Source organism: Pedobacter aquatilis, from assembly GCF_030409415.1.
Taxonomy (GTDB): Bacteria; Bacteroidota; Bacteroidia; order Sphingobacteriales; family Sphingobacteriaceae; genus Pedobacter; species Pedobacter aquatilis.
On the sequence record NZ_JAUFPW010000023.1, the window covers coordinates 16,428 to 33,518 of the forward strand.

At 33.8% G+C, this 17,091-nt stretch carries 18 protein-coding genes; 10 read left to right on the top strand and 8 right to left on the bottom strand.

Translation table 11 applies throughout. The features are described from left to right. Window positions 1-41: 41 nt before the first annotated feature. From QWY86_RS09725 to lipA, 3 genes are all read right to left on the bottom strand, one after another. On the bottom strand, window positions 42-902 hold the full coding sequence (locus QWY86_RS09725; protein ID WP_290241386.1) for an anti-sigma factor: 861 nt from the start codon (window positions 900-902) through the stop codon (window positions 42-44). 2 nt (window positions 903-904) lie between these two features. Further along, window positions 905-1,456: an RNA polymerase sigma factor gene (locus QWY86_RS09730; RefSeq protein WP_290241388.1), complete on the bottom strand. Its 552-nt coding sequence runs from the start codon at window positions 1,454-1,456 to the stop codon at window positions 905-907. Between the two features lie 116 nt (window positions 1,457-1,572). Beyond that, entirely contained in the window at window positions 1,573-2,466 is an 894-nt protein-coding gene (lipA, locus tag QWY86_RS09735) for a lipoyl synthase (RefSeq protein ID WP_290241390.1), read from the bottom strand. A gap of 838 nt (window positions 2,467-3,304) precedes the next feature. Between lipA and QWY86_RS09740 the strand changes: the two genes are divergently transcribed. Continuing rightward, complete coding sequence (locus QWY86_RS09740; RefSeq protein WP_290241393.1) at window positions 3,305-4,807, top strand: malate:quinone oxidoreductase; 1,503 nt, start codon at window positions 3,305-3,307, stop codon at window positions 4,805-4,807. 64 nt (window positions 4,808-4,871) lie between these two features. Here the strand turns inward: QWY86_RS09740 and ytxJ are convergent, their stop codons facing one another. From ytxJ to QWY86_RS09765, 5 genes are all read right to left on the bottom strand, one after another. Further along, window positions 4,872-5,204, bottom strand: a complete 333-nt coding sequence (gene ytxJ, locus QWY86_RS09745; protein ID WP_290241395.1) for a bacillithiol system redox-active protein YtxJ — start codon at window positions 5,202-5,204, stop codon at window positions 4,872-4,874. 83 nt (window positions 5,205-5,287) lie between these two features. Further along, a complete protein-coding gene (locus QWY86_RS09750) occupies window positions 5,288-5,410 on the bottom strand; it encodes a hypothetical protein (protein WP_290241397.1) in 123 nt (40 codons plus the stop codon). A gap of 39 nt (window positions 5,411-5,449) precedes the next feature. Then, window positions 5,450-5,944, bottom strand: coding sequence for a 6,7-dimethyl-8-ribityllumazine synthase (ribH, locus tag QWY86_RS09755; protein ID WP_290241398.1), 495 nt, complete (start codon window positions 5,942-5,944; stop codon window positions 5,450-5,452). 65 nt (window positions 5,945-6,009) lie between these two features. Next, window positions 6,010-6,684 (bottom strand): LytR/AlgR family response regulator transcription factor, encoded by a 675-nt coding sequence (locus QWY86_RS09760; RefSeq protein WP_290241400.1) that lies wholly within the window; start codon window positions 6,682-6,684, stop codon window positions 6,010-6,012. Between the two features lie 397 nt (window positions 6,685-7,081). Further along, entirely contained in the window at window positions 7,082-8,587 is a 1,506-nt protein-coding gene (locus QWY86_RS09765; RefSeq protein WP_290241402.1) for a sensor histidine kinase, read from the bottom strand. A gap of 268 nt (window positions 8,588-8,855) precedes the next feature. Here QWY86_RS09765 and QWY86_RS09770 point away from each other — a divergent pair, with 268 nt between their 5' ends. The 9 genes from QWY86_RS09770 to QWY86_RS09805 all read left to right on the top strand — a co-directional run bounded on the left by QWY86_RS09770 (window position 8,856) and on the right by QWY86_RS09805 (window position 16,760). Beyond that, the gene (locus tag QWY86_RS09770; protein WP_290241404.1) at window positions 8,856-9,203 is read left to right on the top strand and encodes a Spx/MgsR family RNA polymerase-binding regulatory protein; all 348 of its coding nucleotides are present in this window, start codon (window positions 8,856-8,858) and stop codon (window positions 9,201-9,203) included. Between the two features lie 68 nt (window positions 9,204-9,271). Then, window positions 9,272-10,021: a hypothetical protein gene (locus QWY86_RS09775; protein WP_290241406.1), complete on the top strand. Its 750-nt coding sequence runs from the start codon at window positions 9,272-9,274 to the stop codon at window positions 10,019-10,021. Between the two features lie 91 nt (window positions 10,022-10,112). Beyond that, window positions 10,113-12,098: a M1 family metallopeptidase gene (locus QWY86_RS09780; RefSeq protein WP_290241408.1), complete on the top strand. Its 1,986-nt coding sequence runs from the start codon at window positions 10,113-10,115 to the stop codon at window positions 12,096-12,098. 167 nt (window positions 12,099-12,265) lie between these two features. After that, complete coding sequence (locus tag QWY86_RS09785) at window positions 12,266-12,667, top strand: RidA family protein (RefSeq protein WP_290241410.1); 402 nt, start codon at window positions 12,266-12,268, stop codon at window positions 12,665-12,667. A 9-nt stretch (window positions 12,668-12,676) separates the two neighbouring features. Then, window positions 12,677-13,291, top strand: a complete 615-nt coding sequence (locus QWY86_RS09790) for a class I SAM-dependent DNA methyltransferase (protein WP_290241412.1) — start codon at window positions 12,677-12,679, stop codon at window positions 13,289-13,291. A gap of 21 nt (window positions 13,292-13,312) precedes the next feature. Beyond that, entirely contained in the window at window positions 13,313-13,417 is a 105-nt protein-coding gene (locus QWY86_RS20200; RefSeq protein ID WP_435406632.1) for a VF530 family DNA-binding protein, read from the top strand. After that, window positions 13,386-13,532 (top strand): VF530 family DNA-binding protein, encoded by a 147-nt coding sequence (locus tag QWY86_RS09795; protein ID WP_435406633.1) that lies wholly within the window; start codon window positions 13,386-13,388, stop codon window positions 13,530-13,532. Before QWY86_RS20200 ends, QWY86_RS09795 begins: the two co-directional genes overlap by 32 nt. Window positions 13,533-13,609: 77 nt before the next feature. Next, window positions 13,610-13,783: a hypothetical protein gene (locus QWY86_RS09800; RefSeq protein WP_290241414.1), complete on the top strand. Its 174-nt coding sequence runs from the start codon at window positions 13,610-13,612 to the stop codon at window positions 13,781-13,783. A 163-nt stretch (window positions 13,784-13,946) separates the two neighbouring features. After that, the gene (locus QWY86_RS09805) at window positions 13,947-16,760 is read left to right on the top strand and encodes a TonB-dependent receptor (protein WP_290241416.1); all 2,814 of its coding nucleotides are present in this window, start codon (window positions 13,947-13,949) and stop codon (window positions 16,758-16,760) included. Window positions 16,761-17,091: the final 331 nt, after the last annotated feature.

A 17,091-nucleotide genomic window follows, 5' to 3' on the forward strand; every position in this document is an offset into this window, starting at 1 on the left:
TATTTTAAAAACATCAGGCCTTTTACTAGTAAAATATTTTTTTAAACGCCACCCATTACTGTTAGTTTTTCCATTGTTGGGTTTACGCTACCACCCATCGGTTCTAAAGTTACTGCGAATGCCTGCGCTTCTTGTATTGTTTGCATTTTTATAATGGCATCATTTGAGGTAGAATCTGATTTGCCAAATAAACCTAAACTAACAGGTTTACCATTAACTAACGCCCAAAGTTGATATTCATGTTCTGCATCAGCCTTTGGTAAATCCATCGCTAGATAATTTATCAGTACACTTTTATCTTTTTTATTCCAATAAACATTCATTTTAGATTTTGGACTAATTGCTTGTCCTTGCATTCTAATAGTTGCCCATTCTTTACTTTCGGCCATTTCTGCTACATTACTCAAGCCTTTATTATCATATTCTAATTTACTTACAACTCCAGCAAATTTTTCTTTATCTAAATTCAAACTTGCAATTTGACTATTAGCATCACTTAATTTATTATAAGTGATAAAAAGTGCCGCAACGCTTAGTACTAATAAAGCAACACAGGCAACCAAGGCGTAACGTAATGTTCTAACTTTCCCGTCGCTTGCGTCTAATTGGATAATTCTAGGTTCTCTAATGTATGTTTCTTGGTTACTGGCACCTTCTTCTTCTTCTTCTAAAAGATTTATTCCAAGTTTATCAAACAGTTTTTGCTCTATATCTTTTGGTGGCTCAACTGCATTGCTTATTGCATATTGCTCCATCGCTTCTTCTATAGAAGCAATCTCAGCTCTTACCTCCGGGTAACGAGTAGCCATTTCTTCAACCTGCTGCGTTTCCTCAGGTGATAAATCACCTAAAACGTACAGTTCAAGTACTCCAGATTCGATATATGCTTTTATATTTTCCACGCTCAATTAAAACTCCTTCTCAATTCTATAATAGCCAAACGGATTCTGGTTTTAACAGTTCCTAATGGCAAATCTAACTTTTCTGCGGCCTCTACATGTGTGAAACCCTTGTAATAAACTAAATTAAGAACAACCTGTAAGTCTGGTTTTAAATTATCTACAAGTTGTTTAACGCCAAGTACATCTGGGTTAAATGTTACCTTGTTTTGTTCATCAACGAAACTTACGTTATTTTCTATATCTTGGTTTTTTTGAGAATTTTTAAAATCTTTAGAACGAAGTTTATCAATAGAAAGGTTTCTAGCGATATTCATCATCCAAGTGAATAAACGGCCTTTTGTATTGTCGTAGTGTGAAGCAGATTGCCAAATTTTTACAAAAGTTTCTTGCAAAACGTCTTCAGCTAATTCTGTGTGAGTTATAATACGCGAAATTACGCCATACAGAGCAGATGAATACATGCTATAAATAGTTTTTAACACTGCCGGATCCTTCGATTGCAATGCCAAAACTAGTTCAGGCTCGGTTAAGGTAATTTTTTTTAATGCACTCACTTGTGGTTACGAATATACAACTCACAACAATAAATCCAAAGAAATGTTTTCGAAGTTAATTCTTGTTTGGAGTGCAATTGTTTAAAAAAGTTGAAACCTTAATCTATTTATTAAATTTATTTAATTCCTTCTATCGGAAAAAGATGTTTTTCAGCGTGATAAGATGAGCGCACAAGTGGCCCACTTTCTACATACTTTAAACCTTTTGATAAACCAGCTTCTTTATACATCGCAAATGTATCTGGATGAATCCAATCTACTACAGGATGGTGGTTCCTAGTCGGTTGTAGATATTGGCCAAGCGTTAAAATGTGTACACCATTTGCAACCAAATCATCCATTGCCTCAAAAATATCTTCTTTAGTTTCTCCAAGCCCTAACATAATACCGGTTTTTGTTCTTAACCCAAATTCAGAAATTCTTTTTAGCGCTTCTAAACTTCTATCATACTTAGCCTGTATACGTACTTGTCTGGTTAAGCGTTTTACAGTTTCCATATTATGTGAAACAACCTCCGGGCGCTCTTCTAAAACTCTGTACAAATTGTCCCACTGACCTTTAAAATCAGGAATCAATGTTTCCAAAGTAGTAATGGGGCTTTCTCTACGAATAGCTTGTAAAGTTTCTGCCCAAATAATGGAGCCACCATCTTTTAAGTCATCACGATCTACAGATGTAATAACGCAATGTTTTACACCCATTAATCTCACGGAATCAGCAATACGATTAGGTTCATCAACATCAACAGCCAATGGTCTACCTGTTGCAACCGCACAAAACGAACAACTGCGGGTACAAATATTGCCTAAAATCATGAAAGTTGCCGTACCTGCACCCCAACATTCGCCCATATTTGGGCAGTTTCCACTTTCGCAAATGGTGTGAAGTTTATGCGTATCAACTAAGCTACGTACTTGAGCATACTCCTTACCTACAGGTAATTTAACACGTAACCAATCTGGTTTGCGTTTAACTTCGGTAACAGCAGGTACTACAGGTAAATCAATCATAGCACAAAGTTAAGGAATAGGATTGAAATGTTACAAGGTTGATTGTTGTAATGTTGTAAAGTTGAAAGATCGCAATATTAAATAGTTCGCCAATTAAATGTGATACAAATGATTTGGAAAGGTGCTGTAGCGCTAATAAATTTCTCCATCCAAAAACGGCTTTTGTGTAAGACATTGGAATACTTTCTTATTATCTTACCATTTAATATTTCTAGATAGCCATCTTCCGATAGATAAAAAGATTGTTAGTGAAATTAAAAACCCACGGAAAAATTCCAGCAAAGTTTTAATTTCAGAATCATCCAATAGTTACGGTTGGGTTTTGGAGCATTCTTAAGAGGCAAACGGCTGTCCTAAACCTCCGGTTGTTAAAACAGCCATACTTAACATCGCATGTTCCATAAGTGTATTTTCTCTTGAACAACAAAAAAGGAAATAACACAAATCAGTAAAATAAAATGTTTCATGCTTCAATTAAAGAAGCGAGACTTCGGATATTAGAGATGATTTAAGGATGTATTAATTATTAGTGATGATGCTCCGTTAATAATATCTGAAATTTTACCATAATCCGATTATTATGGGTTTTTGATAGAACCATGAATTTGATTTACACATTATAATACGACAGAAATTTGTTTAAATACTTGTCTTTAATAAAATCTTAATGAAGATTTGATAATTTCACATTGAAAATCAATACCTCTGATTGAATTTTATTAATTAATTATACATTAACTAAATAAAAATACATTTTTTGGCAATTTTTGAGATTTCATATACGAAAATTCGTTTCATGTTTAAAATGATTCTAAATTTGTAACTCCTTTTATATAAGATGACAAAAAAGAAAAAGACAGTTGGTAAAACTGACGCAGATGTGATTCTAATTGGCGCCGGAATAATGAGCGCAACATTGGGTGTTTTATTAAAAGAACTTGAACCCAACTTAAGCATAGAAATTTACGAACGCCTGGATATTGCTGCTGCAGAAAGTTCTGATGCTTGGAATAACGCAGGTACTGGTCATTCTGCTTTCTGTGAATTAAATTATACCCCAGAAAAAAAAGATGGAACTGTTGAGACTAAAAAAGCAATACAAATTGCAGAGCATTTTGAGGTTTCAAAACAATTTTGGGCATATTTAATTGAGAAAGATCTTATATCAAATCCAGAAAACTTTATTAAAAAAATTCCCCACATTAGTTTTGTTTGGGGTAAAAAGAATTCGGAATATTTAAAGAAACGCTTCGATGCATTAACTAAATATAATTTGTTTAGCGATATGGAGTATACCGAAGATGCTGAGCAAATTAAGACTTGGGCTCCGTTAGTTATTGATGGGCGTAAAAAGGGGGAAAAGGTTGCTGCAACAAAGATGGATTTAGGAACCGATGTAAACTTTGGTTCTTTAACCCGCGATATGTTTAATTATTTGAAGGCGCAAACAAATGTTAATCTTCACTTCAACCATGAGATTCGTGATTTGAAGAAAAATAAAGATGGAAATTGGATTATAAAAGTTAAGGATTTAGAAACCGGAGATAAACGCAAGCGCATTGCTAAATTTGTTTTTATTGGTGCTGGTGGTGGTTCACTTCCATTGTTAGAAAAATCTGATATCCCCGAAGGAAAAGGATTTGGTGGTTTCCCGGTAAGTGGACAATGGTTAAAATGTACTAACGAAGAGATAATTGCTAAACACCATGCAAAAGTTTATGGTAAGGCTTCGGTTGGCGCTCCACCTATGTCGGTGCCACATTTAGATACCAGAATGATAAACGGTAAACAAGCTTTATTATTTGGGCCATATGCTGGCTTTTCTACTAAGTTTCTAAAAAACGGGTCGTTTTTGGATTTACCAAAATCAATAAAATTTAATAATATCCGTCCGATGATTTCGGCAGGTTTACATAATCTGGATTTAACTAAATATCTGATTGAACAGGTTAGACAATCGCCAGAAGATAGATTAAATGCTTTGAAAGAATATTTGCCAAATGCCGAGTTAAAAGATTGGGAATTGGAATATGCTGGTCAGCGTGTTCAGGTAATTAAAAAAGATGCAAAAAAGGGCGGTGTTTTGGAATTTGGAACTGAAGTGGTGAGTGCTGCAGACGGTTCTATTGCCGCATTGCTCGGTGCATCTCCGGGTGCTTCAACTGCAGTTTCGATTATGTTCGATTTATTAGGCCGTTGTTTCAAAGAGGATTTACAAACACCAGAATGGCAAGCAAAAATTAAAGAAATTATTCCTACATACGGAAAATCTTTAGCTGATGATGTGGAGCTTTGTAGAGAAACCCGAAGCAGAACATCGAAAATATTGAAAATAGATTAAAAAAATAAGCTATAGATTTACAGATTAATATTAAAGAATCTGTAAATCTATAGGTTTAAATATTCTAAGCAGCAATTACTTCTGCTACTTCATCTGCAGAAATATCACTGTGTGAAGCTTCTAAAACGCAATCGCCGTTTTTAATTAATAAAATTTGTGGTGATTGGTGCGTTACCTGAAAAACCTCTGCAATTTTGTTTGAAATTTCTCTGTAAGTAATTAAGTCTAAAAAATACAATTTCGTATCAGCAGGAATAACATCCCAATCTAATTCAAAATTCTTCCTTGCCATCATACTGATGGAGCAACGTGTGCTGTGCTTAAATATTAAACTAAATCCTTCTGCACTTTTAATCTCATCAAGTTGTTCTATTGATGTTAAATTAACCCAAGCCATAATTATTATTTTTTTTATAGATAACATTCTCAAAACATTAATGTTCTGAAAATAATCCAAAAATGAAAGTAGTTAAGTTCTAATTAGTTTCTTCTACGTTTGCCTTCAGGATAAGAGCTATATGCCGGGCAAAGTTTTGATGAACAAGATTCTAATATGGTAATGGTGCTGAACACCGCCAATAATAGGATGGCAATTTTTTTCATTTCTAATGATTAAGCTTTAAATATCTAAGTTACACATATTTATTTAATGTTGGCAGAAAAATCAGCCATTTTAATTGCTGTAATTGCTGCTTCATCACCTTTATTGCCATGTTTACCACCTGCTCTGTCTTGTGCTTGCTCTAAATTATTAGTGGTTAAAACGCCAAAAATAACAGGTTTGCTATATTTAATACCAACATTTGTTAGACCTTGTGCAACTGCATCGCAAATAAAATCAAAATGTTTTGTATCTCCTTGTATTACACAACCTAAACAAATTACCGCATCTAAATCAGCTCTTTTGTTTAGTAAAATATCTGCTGCTCCGGTTAATTCAAAACTACCAGGAACAGGTAAAGAAACAATGTTTTCTTCTTTTACACCATTTTCCAAAAGCGTTTTTAATGCGCCATTATATAAGGCACCGGTAATTTCGGCATTCCATTCGGCCACAACAATGCCGAATTTATAATTTGCTCCACTTGGAACTGTTGTATGAGAAAAATCAGATAGATTTTTTAATTGACTTGACATGCTGCAAAGATACTGCTAAGCTTGGAATGTTGAAAGTACTGAATGTTTAAATGTTGTAAGTTTATTTACGCCAATTGAAGATTGCCATAAGTTGCACCAATCGGAATTATTTTTTCACCAATCCAAATTTGATTTCTATCGAATTTTGAAACTTTATCTTTTGAGATGATAAAAGCTCGGTGGCACCTTATAAAACTCGTTTTTGGCAATAAGTCTGCTAAATCATTGATTGTAATTCTAGAACTTATGAGCTTATCTTTAAGCTGAATTTGTGTGTAATTGCCCGAAGCTTCAACGTAAAGAATATCGCTTAAATCTACTTTAATCTGCTCGTAACCATCTTTTACAAAAATATAATCAGGTTTTGTTTCTACTTTATTATTGCGAAGATCAAAAAGTTCGTGGCTTTTATTGCAGGCTTTTAAAAACCTGGATAGTGAGAAAGGTTTTAGTAGATAATCAACCGCATCAAGTTCAAAACTTTGTACAGCATGTTCTGTATAAGCGGTTGTAAATATTACCATGGGCGGATTGCTCAAGCTTTTTAGAAAATCTATTCCGCTAATATCGGGCATTTTGATATCCAGAAATATTAAATCCACTTTATTTTGTTGCAAGTAGGTAATGGCCTCAAAAGCATTTGTAAATATTGCACTAAGTTCAATAAATGGCACTTTCGAAGCATGCGATCGAATAATATCAAGTGCTATGGGTTCATCATCTATTGCTATTGCAATCATGTTTAAAGGTACTATTAGATTTATGTTTTTTAAAATTCTATCCTTGTTAATTTATTTTCAGTAGCGGTAAGTCTGTAATTCTTGGCAAGTTCTATCCCGCCAACACTGCAATCTTTTGGCTAAACTTACGAAGTCTACTTTCAAGCTGCTAATAGACTTCGTAAGTTTTAAAGCCAAAAGTATTTTCGTTTATGTCGGGGCTATTTAACAAAGTTTTTTTGCACAAAACTTGGTTTATAAACCCGATAAAGCCAAATAGCGCCCGATTTTATGCACAGTTTTGACCATTTTTATTGTGTATTTTCTTCTTCCACAGCCTTCATCGGGACTATAGGCGATAGCGGGAGTATCAGCCGCCCATTGGTACAAACTTTCATTTTCAAAAAAATAATTTTAGCTAATCTAACTGCAAAGTTAAATGCACAAAAAATTCTCTCGCACTTTCTCGTATAATTAATTCGTGTTTGCCATAATATAGCAGCGATAATCGGTGTTTAACATTTTCTAAACCAATACCACTTTTAAGTTTCTCGGGGTCGGTATCGGCTTTGTGGTAAATGCTGTTGTTAACATCGAAATAAAGTGTTTTTTCTTTAGTTTGTAAGGTGATTTTAATGTGCGATGGCTGTTGCAAGCTGATGCCATGCTTAAATGCATTTTCTACAAAAGGAATCAAAAGCATAGGTGTAATCTCCAGGTTGTTCAGTTGTTCATCAATTTGAGTCTCGATTTTGATATCAGCAGAACGTGAAGTACGTAATTTTTGCAAATCGATATAATTGTTTAAATACTCAACCTCACGCGTTAGCGATATTTTATCTTTCATATTTTCATGTAGCATAAAACGCATCATGTCGCCAAGTTTCTGAATACCTTCCCCGGTTCTATCTGCATTTTCTTGTAAAGCGGTTCCGTAAAGTGTGTTTAATGCGTTAAATAGAAAGTGTGGGTTAATTTGCGACTGTAGAAAACTTAGATTAGCATCTGATTTCCCTAATTTGGTGCGAAGACTTTGAACCTCAGTTTGTGTAGAAGTTCTTTGTTTGTAAACGTACCATGATAGTGGAACAGTGATAATAAGTTGTGTTGGTAAATGGAATAAAAAAACTACAAAAAACATTTCTACACGCATTATAAAAATTGTAGAAATTAAACCCAGCGGAACTGCTAAAAGTATGGATATGAAGAAAACCTGCCAGAAATAAACTTTAAACTTTTTACCTTGCTCGAAATTTTGAGGCAACAATTTGTAAATAGAATATACAAAAATGCCTATAGTTGAAAAAATTACGAGGCTCCAGCAAATGCTAACTTCTATGCCCGACTGTGTAGAAATCCAAAGTAATAAACCTACAAACCAAAAAGCGAGGCCGAAACCAACATCGAGTTTAATTTGTGTACGTTCATCTACATCGCGGTATTTATTTTCTTTTATGTAAAGTATAAATTCTTTAATTAATGCATAAGATGCAATAATTACTATGCACCATAAGCTATATAAAAATCCTTCGTAAAATAGCCTGTTGTAACCATTTTGCATGTCGCTATATTCTACCAAAACATAAGCTTTTGTGTATGTGTTGCAAATGCTAATTACTAAGCCTCCAAGTAGAAATAAACCGATTAAAAAAAAGCTGTTTGCTAGTGTATTTTGTTTTTTTATAAATGCTGGAATAATGCAAAAATTAATAGCAAGAAAATTGGCATATAAAACGGAGAACCTAAAAAGCTCTGGAATTAAATAATTTGAGATATGTGAAAAAGTTAAATTAGCACCTCTAAAGTAGTAGTAGTTATGATTGTGATCTCTACTACCTGCATTTGTAATAATTAAAATTACGATGAGAATATAGAAGCAGGTTGAAAGCCAGAATTCTATTTTGTGTAAATCTTTAATAGCCATGTTTTCGTTTTTGATGATGCAATTTTAACAACACCATTAAAATTAATTTTTAAAATGTGATAGATGTGCTTAAAAATGTGACGAATTGAAGTTGAGATTTCTTAGCCACAGATTTACAGATTTTGGTTCATTCATTAAAATATTAGTTTTTTTTTATTGTTTAATTACAGATTTTGGCTTTATTCAACCATTCATTCTACAATTCTCTAATTCAAAATTAACTCATATAAATTTTCCTCCTTACCTTTGAAACATCAAATAAATAGAAATGACGATATACGGCATACCAAATTGCAATACAGTTAAGAAATCTTTAGATTGGTTAAGGGCAAATAAAATAGATTACGAATTTCACGATTTTAAGAAAAAAGGCATTTCAAAGGAGAAATTAAATGCCTGGTGTAACATTTTTGGTTGGGAAACTGTACTCAATAGAAAAGGATTAACCTGGAAGAAGTTATCAAAAGAAGAACAGCAAGTTATTGATAATCAAGCAAAGGCGATTGATTATTTGGTAGAAAATACGAGTGCAATTAAACGCCCAATTATAGAAAAAGATGGTAAAGCTATTTTAATTTCTTTTGATGAAAACCTCTACACTGAAACACTTGGTTAAATTGGTTGTTTTAATGTTAAAGTTTGTTAAATAGGGATTTAACATTTAAAACTAATATATTTTTGGATATGTATAAGCTGATCATTTTATTAATTCTTGCTCTTCCGTTTGCTGCAATTAGCCAAACCGTTACTACTGGAACTATTTACGATTATTCTCAAAAATCATCAACCATTCCAGGGGTTACTATAAGAAATTTAAGTACGAAAAAAATAGTTAGTGCTAATGCTGCCGGGAAATATACAGTACCTGCAAAAGTTGGCGATTTATTAGAGTTTTCTTTCGTTGGTTACACAACAGACACACTTTACCTAACTAATTTACTTCCAAAAACTATTTATATGGTTGTTCGTTCAAATAATTTGAATGATGTAAATATAAACGGAGTAAAAATTAATAAGGAGGTTTTGGCAAAAGATCCGATGGCTGAAAAGTACACACTTTTAGGTACAGGCGGCAATTTGTACAGAAAGGGAATGAAAGATAAAGTAGGTGGTTTGAGTTTAAATCTTGGTCATGGTAAATATAAACGCCAACAACGATTAGAAGCAGAACTCGAACAAAAGGAAAGCTATAATGCAGAAATTGATCAGAATTTTAGCGAGAAAAACATCAAAGAATTAACAAAGCTAGATGGCGAAGATTTGAAAAATTTCATGATTATTTATCGTCCATCAGTTTTAAAAATACAAGAAGAAAGACCTTTTCGATATTCATATTACATTGGCCAGGCTTACCAGGCATGGTTAAAACTTTCGCCCAAAGAAAGAAAATTGCAAGATTTACCCAAACTTATAAAAGGCGATAATCAAATGTAGTTCTGTTTAATCTGTTGGAAAGTAACATTATAGGCACAAAAAAGCATAGTAATGCCGATTGTTTATATTTGCCGCCTATAAAAATTTCAACATGACTAAAAAATTAAATAAACTAATAACATTAAGCTTATCTTGTTGTGTGTTTGCTTTTTCTGCATTGGCACAGCAAACTCCAAAAACTACAACTCCTGTAACAAATTATAATTCTGCAGAAGCATTTGGGCCACTTTTTTATACTCAAAATGGCAACGAATTCCGATCGGCAATAGGTGCTCCTGGTCCTAAATACTGGCAAAACAGGGTAGATTATAACATTACTGCAAATCTTAATGAGGCAACAAGCACAGTAAGCGGAAGTATTACAATTACTTACAAAAATAATAGTCCGGATAAATTACCTTATCTATGGCTTCAATTAGATCAAAATACATTCAAACAAACTTCTCGTGGTTATGCAGTAACGCCGGCAAAAAGTCGTTACGGTGCGCAAGGAGAAAATTTTAACGGTGGTTACACCATTAATAATATTAGCGTTTCGCAAAAAGCTTCAGCAGTAAAATTTACTTCCTTGGTTGAAGATACGCGTATGCAAATTCGCTTGGAGCAACCAATGGCCGCCAATGGCGATGTTGTTACCGTTAAAATGGATTATTCATACGTTGTGCCAAAAGAAGGTTCGGACAGAACCGGGCATTTGACCACACAAAACGGAGAAATTTATGCTATTGCACAATGGTTTCCTAGAATGTGTGTATACGATGATGTAATTGGCTGGAATACTTTGCCTTACTGGGGCGGTGGCGAGTTTTATTGCGAATATGGTGACATTACTTTTGCAATTACCGCACCTGCAAACCATATAGTTATGGGTTCTGGTGAGCTTTTAAACCCTCAAGAGGTTTTTACGGCTGAGCAATTAAAAAGATGGAACGCAGCAAAATTGAGTGACAAAACTATTCATATTCGCTCTGCTGAAGAAGTTACCGATCCTAAATCTCGCCCTGCGAAAGATAAATTAACCTGGAAATTTAAAATTTTAAATGCCAGAGATGCAGCATGGGCATCATCAAAAGCATTTGTACTTGATGCGGCAAGAATAAATTTTCCAAGCGGTAGAAAAGGTCTGGCTGTTTCGGCGCAACCTATAGAAAGCAACGGTAACGATAGTTATGGCAGAGGTGTAGAATATGTAAAATCAAGCATCGAGCATTATTCTACTAAATGGTTCGAATATCCTTATCCAATGGCAGTTAATGTTGCGACTAATATTGGTGGTATGGAATATCCCGGTATTGTTTTCTGTGGATGGAAAGCTAAGAATGGTTCGGCGTGGGGCGTTATCGATCATGAATTTGGTCATACTTGGTTCCCGATGATTGTTGGTTCTAACGAGCGCAAATTTGGTTGGATGGATGAAGGTTTCAATACTTTTATCAACGGAATTTCATCACAAAATTTTAATAACGGTGAATATAAGCAGCGTACAACCGACATGAATGCTATTGGTAAACGTGCTATCGGTAACCCTGCTTTAGAAAATATTATGTTAATGCCTGATGGAATGGCAGAACGTAACATTGGCGTGAACCTTTATAGCAAACCAGGATGGGGCTTAAACATTTTAAGAGATCAAATTTTGGGCGAAGATCGTTTCGATTACGCTTTCCGTCAGTACATTAAAAACTGGGCATTTAAACACCCAACTCCATTCGATTTCTTCCGTTCTATGGAAAACGGGGCAGGAGAAGATTTAGCTTGGTTCTGGAGAAGCTGGTTCTTAAACAATTGGAAGATGGATCAGGCAGTTAGCGATGTTCAGGCAGTAAAAACTGATGGTAAAATTACGAGTTACAACATCAAGGTTGATAATCTTGAAAAAATGCCGATGCCTATTATTCTGCAAATAAAAACCAAAAGCGGTAAAACAGATATCGTAAAAGTACCTGTTGATGTGTGGATGAAAAATACAACATGGTTGGTTCGTTATCCAACAAGCGAAGAAGTTGTTTCGGTAATTTTAGACCCAAATAAAGTATTACCAGATTCAAATCCAGATAACAATAGCTGGACAAATTAATCCGACTGAATACTATTAAAACGCTCTGAATTTTCAGGGCGTTTTTTTTTGGACGTCTAAAAGAAAAAACATCCGGCTTGGACAATAAATAAAAACAGACTTACTCTTTATTGCAAAACATTAACAGCAAGCAAAATTTTAAATGATAATTTTATCAAAAAATAAACATGCAAAAAGATATTTTGGAAATAAGTAATCCCGAGGGAATTTATGACCCTCGTCTACATGGCTACTCACATGTAGCTTCAGTAAAAGGTTTAGTTTTCATCGCCGGGCAGGGCGGAAGCAGAACCGATGGCATGCTAAGTAATGATTTTAGAACGCAAGTTAAAATTGTATTTGAAAATATTGGCATTGCGCTCAAAAGTAAAGGATTAGGTTTTGAAAACATTGCCAAGCTAACTACTTTAGTTGTAGATTACGATGAAGAAAAACATCAGGTTTTAATTGAAGAGTCGAACTTAATCTGGCCAAACCTGAAGTTTCCTGTAAATACTTTAATTCCGGTTTCAAAGTTAGCTTTAGATGGTATGCTAATTGAAATTGATGCTACCGCTGTAGCTTTTTAAGCAAAAATTATGCAAGGCAATCGACAAAATGTTTTCGAGGTTTACAATAAAATAGGCAATTGGTTTGCCCTAAATCGACCTACCGATTTAATCGAAAAAAAATACCTTGATAAAGTAATTTCATTTATACCAACTAATGGAACCATTTTGGACATTGGCTGCGGCACAGGAATTCCCATATTTAAATATTTTTTAGATTCGGGTTTTAACATAACTGGTGTTGATGCTAGCCAAAAAATGTTAAGCATCGCAAAGGATAATTTTCCAAAAGGTAAATTCATTTTAGCTGATATGCGAAAGCTAAACCTCGAGCATAAATTTGATGCAGTAATAGCCTGGCATAGTTTTTTTCATTTGCCTGCGGCAGCGCAACCAGCGGTTATTGAAATTTTTAAAAATCATTTAAACGCTGGTGGTATTTTACTTTTTACATCAGGCACAGAAAATGGAGAAACTTGGGGCGTAAACGGCGGAGAAAATTTATTTCATGCCTCTCTGGATGCCACAGAATACAAAAACATTTTAGAAAAACATCATTTTAACGTGTTGGAACATCACGTTAGTGATATAGATTGCGGTGGTGCTACAGTTTGGCTTGCACAATATAGTCCTCAATTATTTTAATAATTGAATTAACTTTGTTATATGTCAGAGCAAAAAAATAATCCATTACATGGTTTAACTTTAGAAAGAATTGTAACGGATTTGCAAACGCATTATGGTTGGGGAACATTTGGGCTCAATTATTAAAATAGATTGTTTTATTAGTAATCCATCTATAAAATCTAGTTTAAAATTTCTGCGTAAAATGCCTTGGGCTCGTAAAAAAGTAGAAGATTTATTTTTAGATACTTTTCATAAATAGTTCATTATTTCTTCATCTTCTTATCGGAGATTTATTAAACAATTAACAAGGTTTATTAATCACTAATAAAAAGAAAAATGAAAGCAATTAAAATTTTAATGATCGCCCTAATAGCAGCTTTTACTGTTAATACTGTAAGTGCACAAACAACTGTGCCGGCAAAAACTAAAACTGAAAAAGTTCAGGTAAAAAAATCACATAAAAAACATCACCCAAAACAAAAGGCTAAAGTTGCTGCAGCTAAAATGTAAGTTCGGCATTCTGTTTAAAAAAAGAAAACCTCAATAATTATTGAGGTTTTCTTTTTTTAAAATAATTTATAAAATGTGTCACGTTTTTGAATTTTTGGTGTCTTGTGTTTGTTAATGGATTTAAAATTCATTAATAAAGCCAAGCAAAAATTTAAAAATATCTATGAAAACTTATCTTATACTTATACTATTCATTTTATCTACGAAGGTCTTCGCACAACAAGCGGGCAGCATTACCGGTAAAATCATTGATGAAAAAACTGCTCAACCTTTAGAATATGCCGGTGTAATTCTAACTAGTAAAAAAGATTCAACAAAAAAAATTGGAGTAGTTTCAAATTCATTGGGTGAATTTCTTTTTACAGACGTAGCAAATGGAGATTATAGATGTAAAGTTTCTGTAATTGGTTTTAATTCTTTCGAGAAAAATATAACTGTAAATGGTAAAAATTTAAATCTCGGAACCATAAAAATAAAAGAAGATGCAATTTTGCTTAAAGATGTTTCTGTAAATGGGAGAATAGCAACTGCTACAGTGAAAAAAGATACAGTAGAATTTAATGCCGATGCTTATAAAACCCAGCCAAATGCTGCGGTTGAAGATTTGTTAAAAAAACTTCCTGGTGTAACTATTGATAAAGATGGAAGTATTTTAGTTCAGGGACAAAAAGTTACACGATTAACAGTAGATGGAAAAGATTTTTTTGGAACGGATCCGAAAACGGCAACTAAAAACTTACCTGCCGATGTTATTGCTAAAGTTCAGTTAATTGATAGTAAAACACTCGAAGCAAAAGCAACAGGTATTGATGATGGACAAAGGGAAAAAGTATTAAACCTAACTATTAAGGAAGATAAAAAGAATGGCTGGTTTGGAAATGCAAACTTATCTGGTGGTACAACGGATAGATACAGCGGTTATTTAAGTGCAAACCATTTCACAAAGAAAATGCAATTTGCTTTATTGGGGATGAGTAATAACATAAGCAATGCTAGTTTCCAATATGAAGATTTAAATAGCTTTACCAGTGGAAACATTGGAAATATCTTTGCACCTCCAGGTGGTGGTGGTTTTTCTATCAACGTAAATAACGGACGAACAACTATTGGTGGTTCTGGTGTGTTTGATAATAGCGCCATTGGTGAAGTGACCACGCATAGCGGAGGTTTAAATTTTAGCAACAGCTGGGGCCAAAAAGATAAGCTGACATTAAGTAGTAGCTACTTTACTTATTTTAGCAAAGGTTTAGGTAATCGGTTTTCTAATGTGCAGGATATTAATGAGGATGATGTTTTAAGAACTAATGAAGTATCAAACAGAAATTCTGACAACCAAGCGCATCGCTTTAACTTTAAAGTAGAATATCATCCTGATACACTAACTGATATTACCGTTCGCTCAAATGCAATTTTAAATTACACGGATAATATCAACAGCCGTAATTTTAATTCGGATTTTGATTTAACCGGAAAAGTAAATGATGGTAACCAATATTTAGACCAAAGAAATTCTACCCCAGCTTTTTTTGGCGAACTTTCTGCAACCCGTCGTTTAAAAAAGGGCTCTATTATTATTGGCTTAAATGGTACACAAAATACTTTTAATTCTAATTGGTTAAATAAATCGTTAATCAATAACTACAATGGCGGAATTGTAGATGTGACCGATTTAAATCAGCAAGCTGAACAAGAAAATAAATCAAAGAATTACAGTATTGCCGTTAACTACATCAGGCCAATTATAGATAAAAAGTTGAATAGTAATATTGCTTATATCCGCAATGAAGGTAGGGTAGATGCCAAACAATTAACTTTAAGTTACAACCCATTAAATAATACCTACGATACTGTTGTGCCAGATTTTTCAAACACATTAGAAAACAAAACGTGGAGCCAAACCGCCAGATTAGGATTAATTTATAGCCGCACCGAATGGACCTATAATTTTGGTTTAGGCTTTCAAGAAACGGGCCTGGATGCAACAACCTTTAGTAGCACAGGTTTAAACACAAATAACATAGATAAAAAATATTACAATATTTTGCCTCGATTAAACGTAAGTTTTAGAAATAAAAATAAGCATACGCTACAATTAAACTACAATGCCAATGTTAATCTTCCCTCGGTAAATGATTTGCAGCCTGTTCAAAACAATAGCAATCCACTTTATCAACGTATTGGAAACCCAAATTTAGAAGCTCGTAAAAGTCACCGTATGTCGGTAAACTTTAATACTTTCAGTGCTGATAATAATAAATATTGGAACGGTTATTTTTTGGTTAATTATGCTTTGGATGATATTGGTAATGATATCAATTACATTAATGGCGTACAGTACGTTCAACCTGTAAATGTTGATGGCAACTATTACATTAATGCTGGTACGTTTATGGGGCAGCCTACTAAAGTTAAGGGCTTAAGAATGGGTTATGGGTTAAACCTGTCGCTTTCTCATAATTCATCATTTATCAACAGCCAAAAAAATGTAACCGATAGATATAATGTTGGTCCGAATGCGAATATTAGCTACGATTTGGCAGATAAACTAAATGCCGGAATTTACATCGGCGTTCAGTATAGTAAGGTAAATAATTCGCAACCAAGCGCAGTTGATAATAAGTTTTTTAATTTTTACAACAGTGCGAGCTTAAGTTACGAGTTTATAAAAAATACCAGGTTAAATGCTGAGTTGAATCATAATGGTGCAGCTGGCAGAGCCGATGGATTTAATAATAATGTATTTCTATTAAATGCTGGCTTGGAACAATATTTTATGCAACGCAGAATTACATTAGCATTAAAAGGGTTCGATATACTTAATCAAAATACCAATATAGATAGAACGGTTAATGGCAGCAGGATAGAAGATATCCGGTTTAATAGTATTACAAGATATTTCTACGTATCGTTAAATTACAAAATAACCAAAGTTGGTTCAAAAAGCGAAAGGAGCAACCCGAGGAGTACGGTTAATTAAGCTATCAGATGGACTAATGCTACTAGTGTTTAATCTATAAGATATCCATTAGCTTATATTGAAGCGCAAAGCCAGTACAACTATCAGTCGTTAGTCCTGCTTTGCGCTTCAATCTTTTTGAACATCTGTCATGCTGAAGTACGAAGCGTCTGTTTCATCGGTTGCAGATGCTTCGTGCCTCAGCATGACAGCATATTAATAGTTATAACAACAAAAAGTATTTTCGCTGCAATCCCTTAGGTTTGTTCAATTTTATTTAAAAGAGATAATTTTGATTCGGAAACCTTAAAAGCAGGGGTGAACTATACTGCAATCCAGACTTATAAAGGTC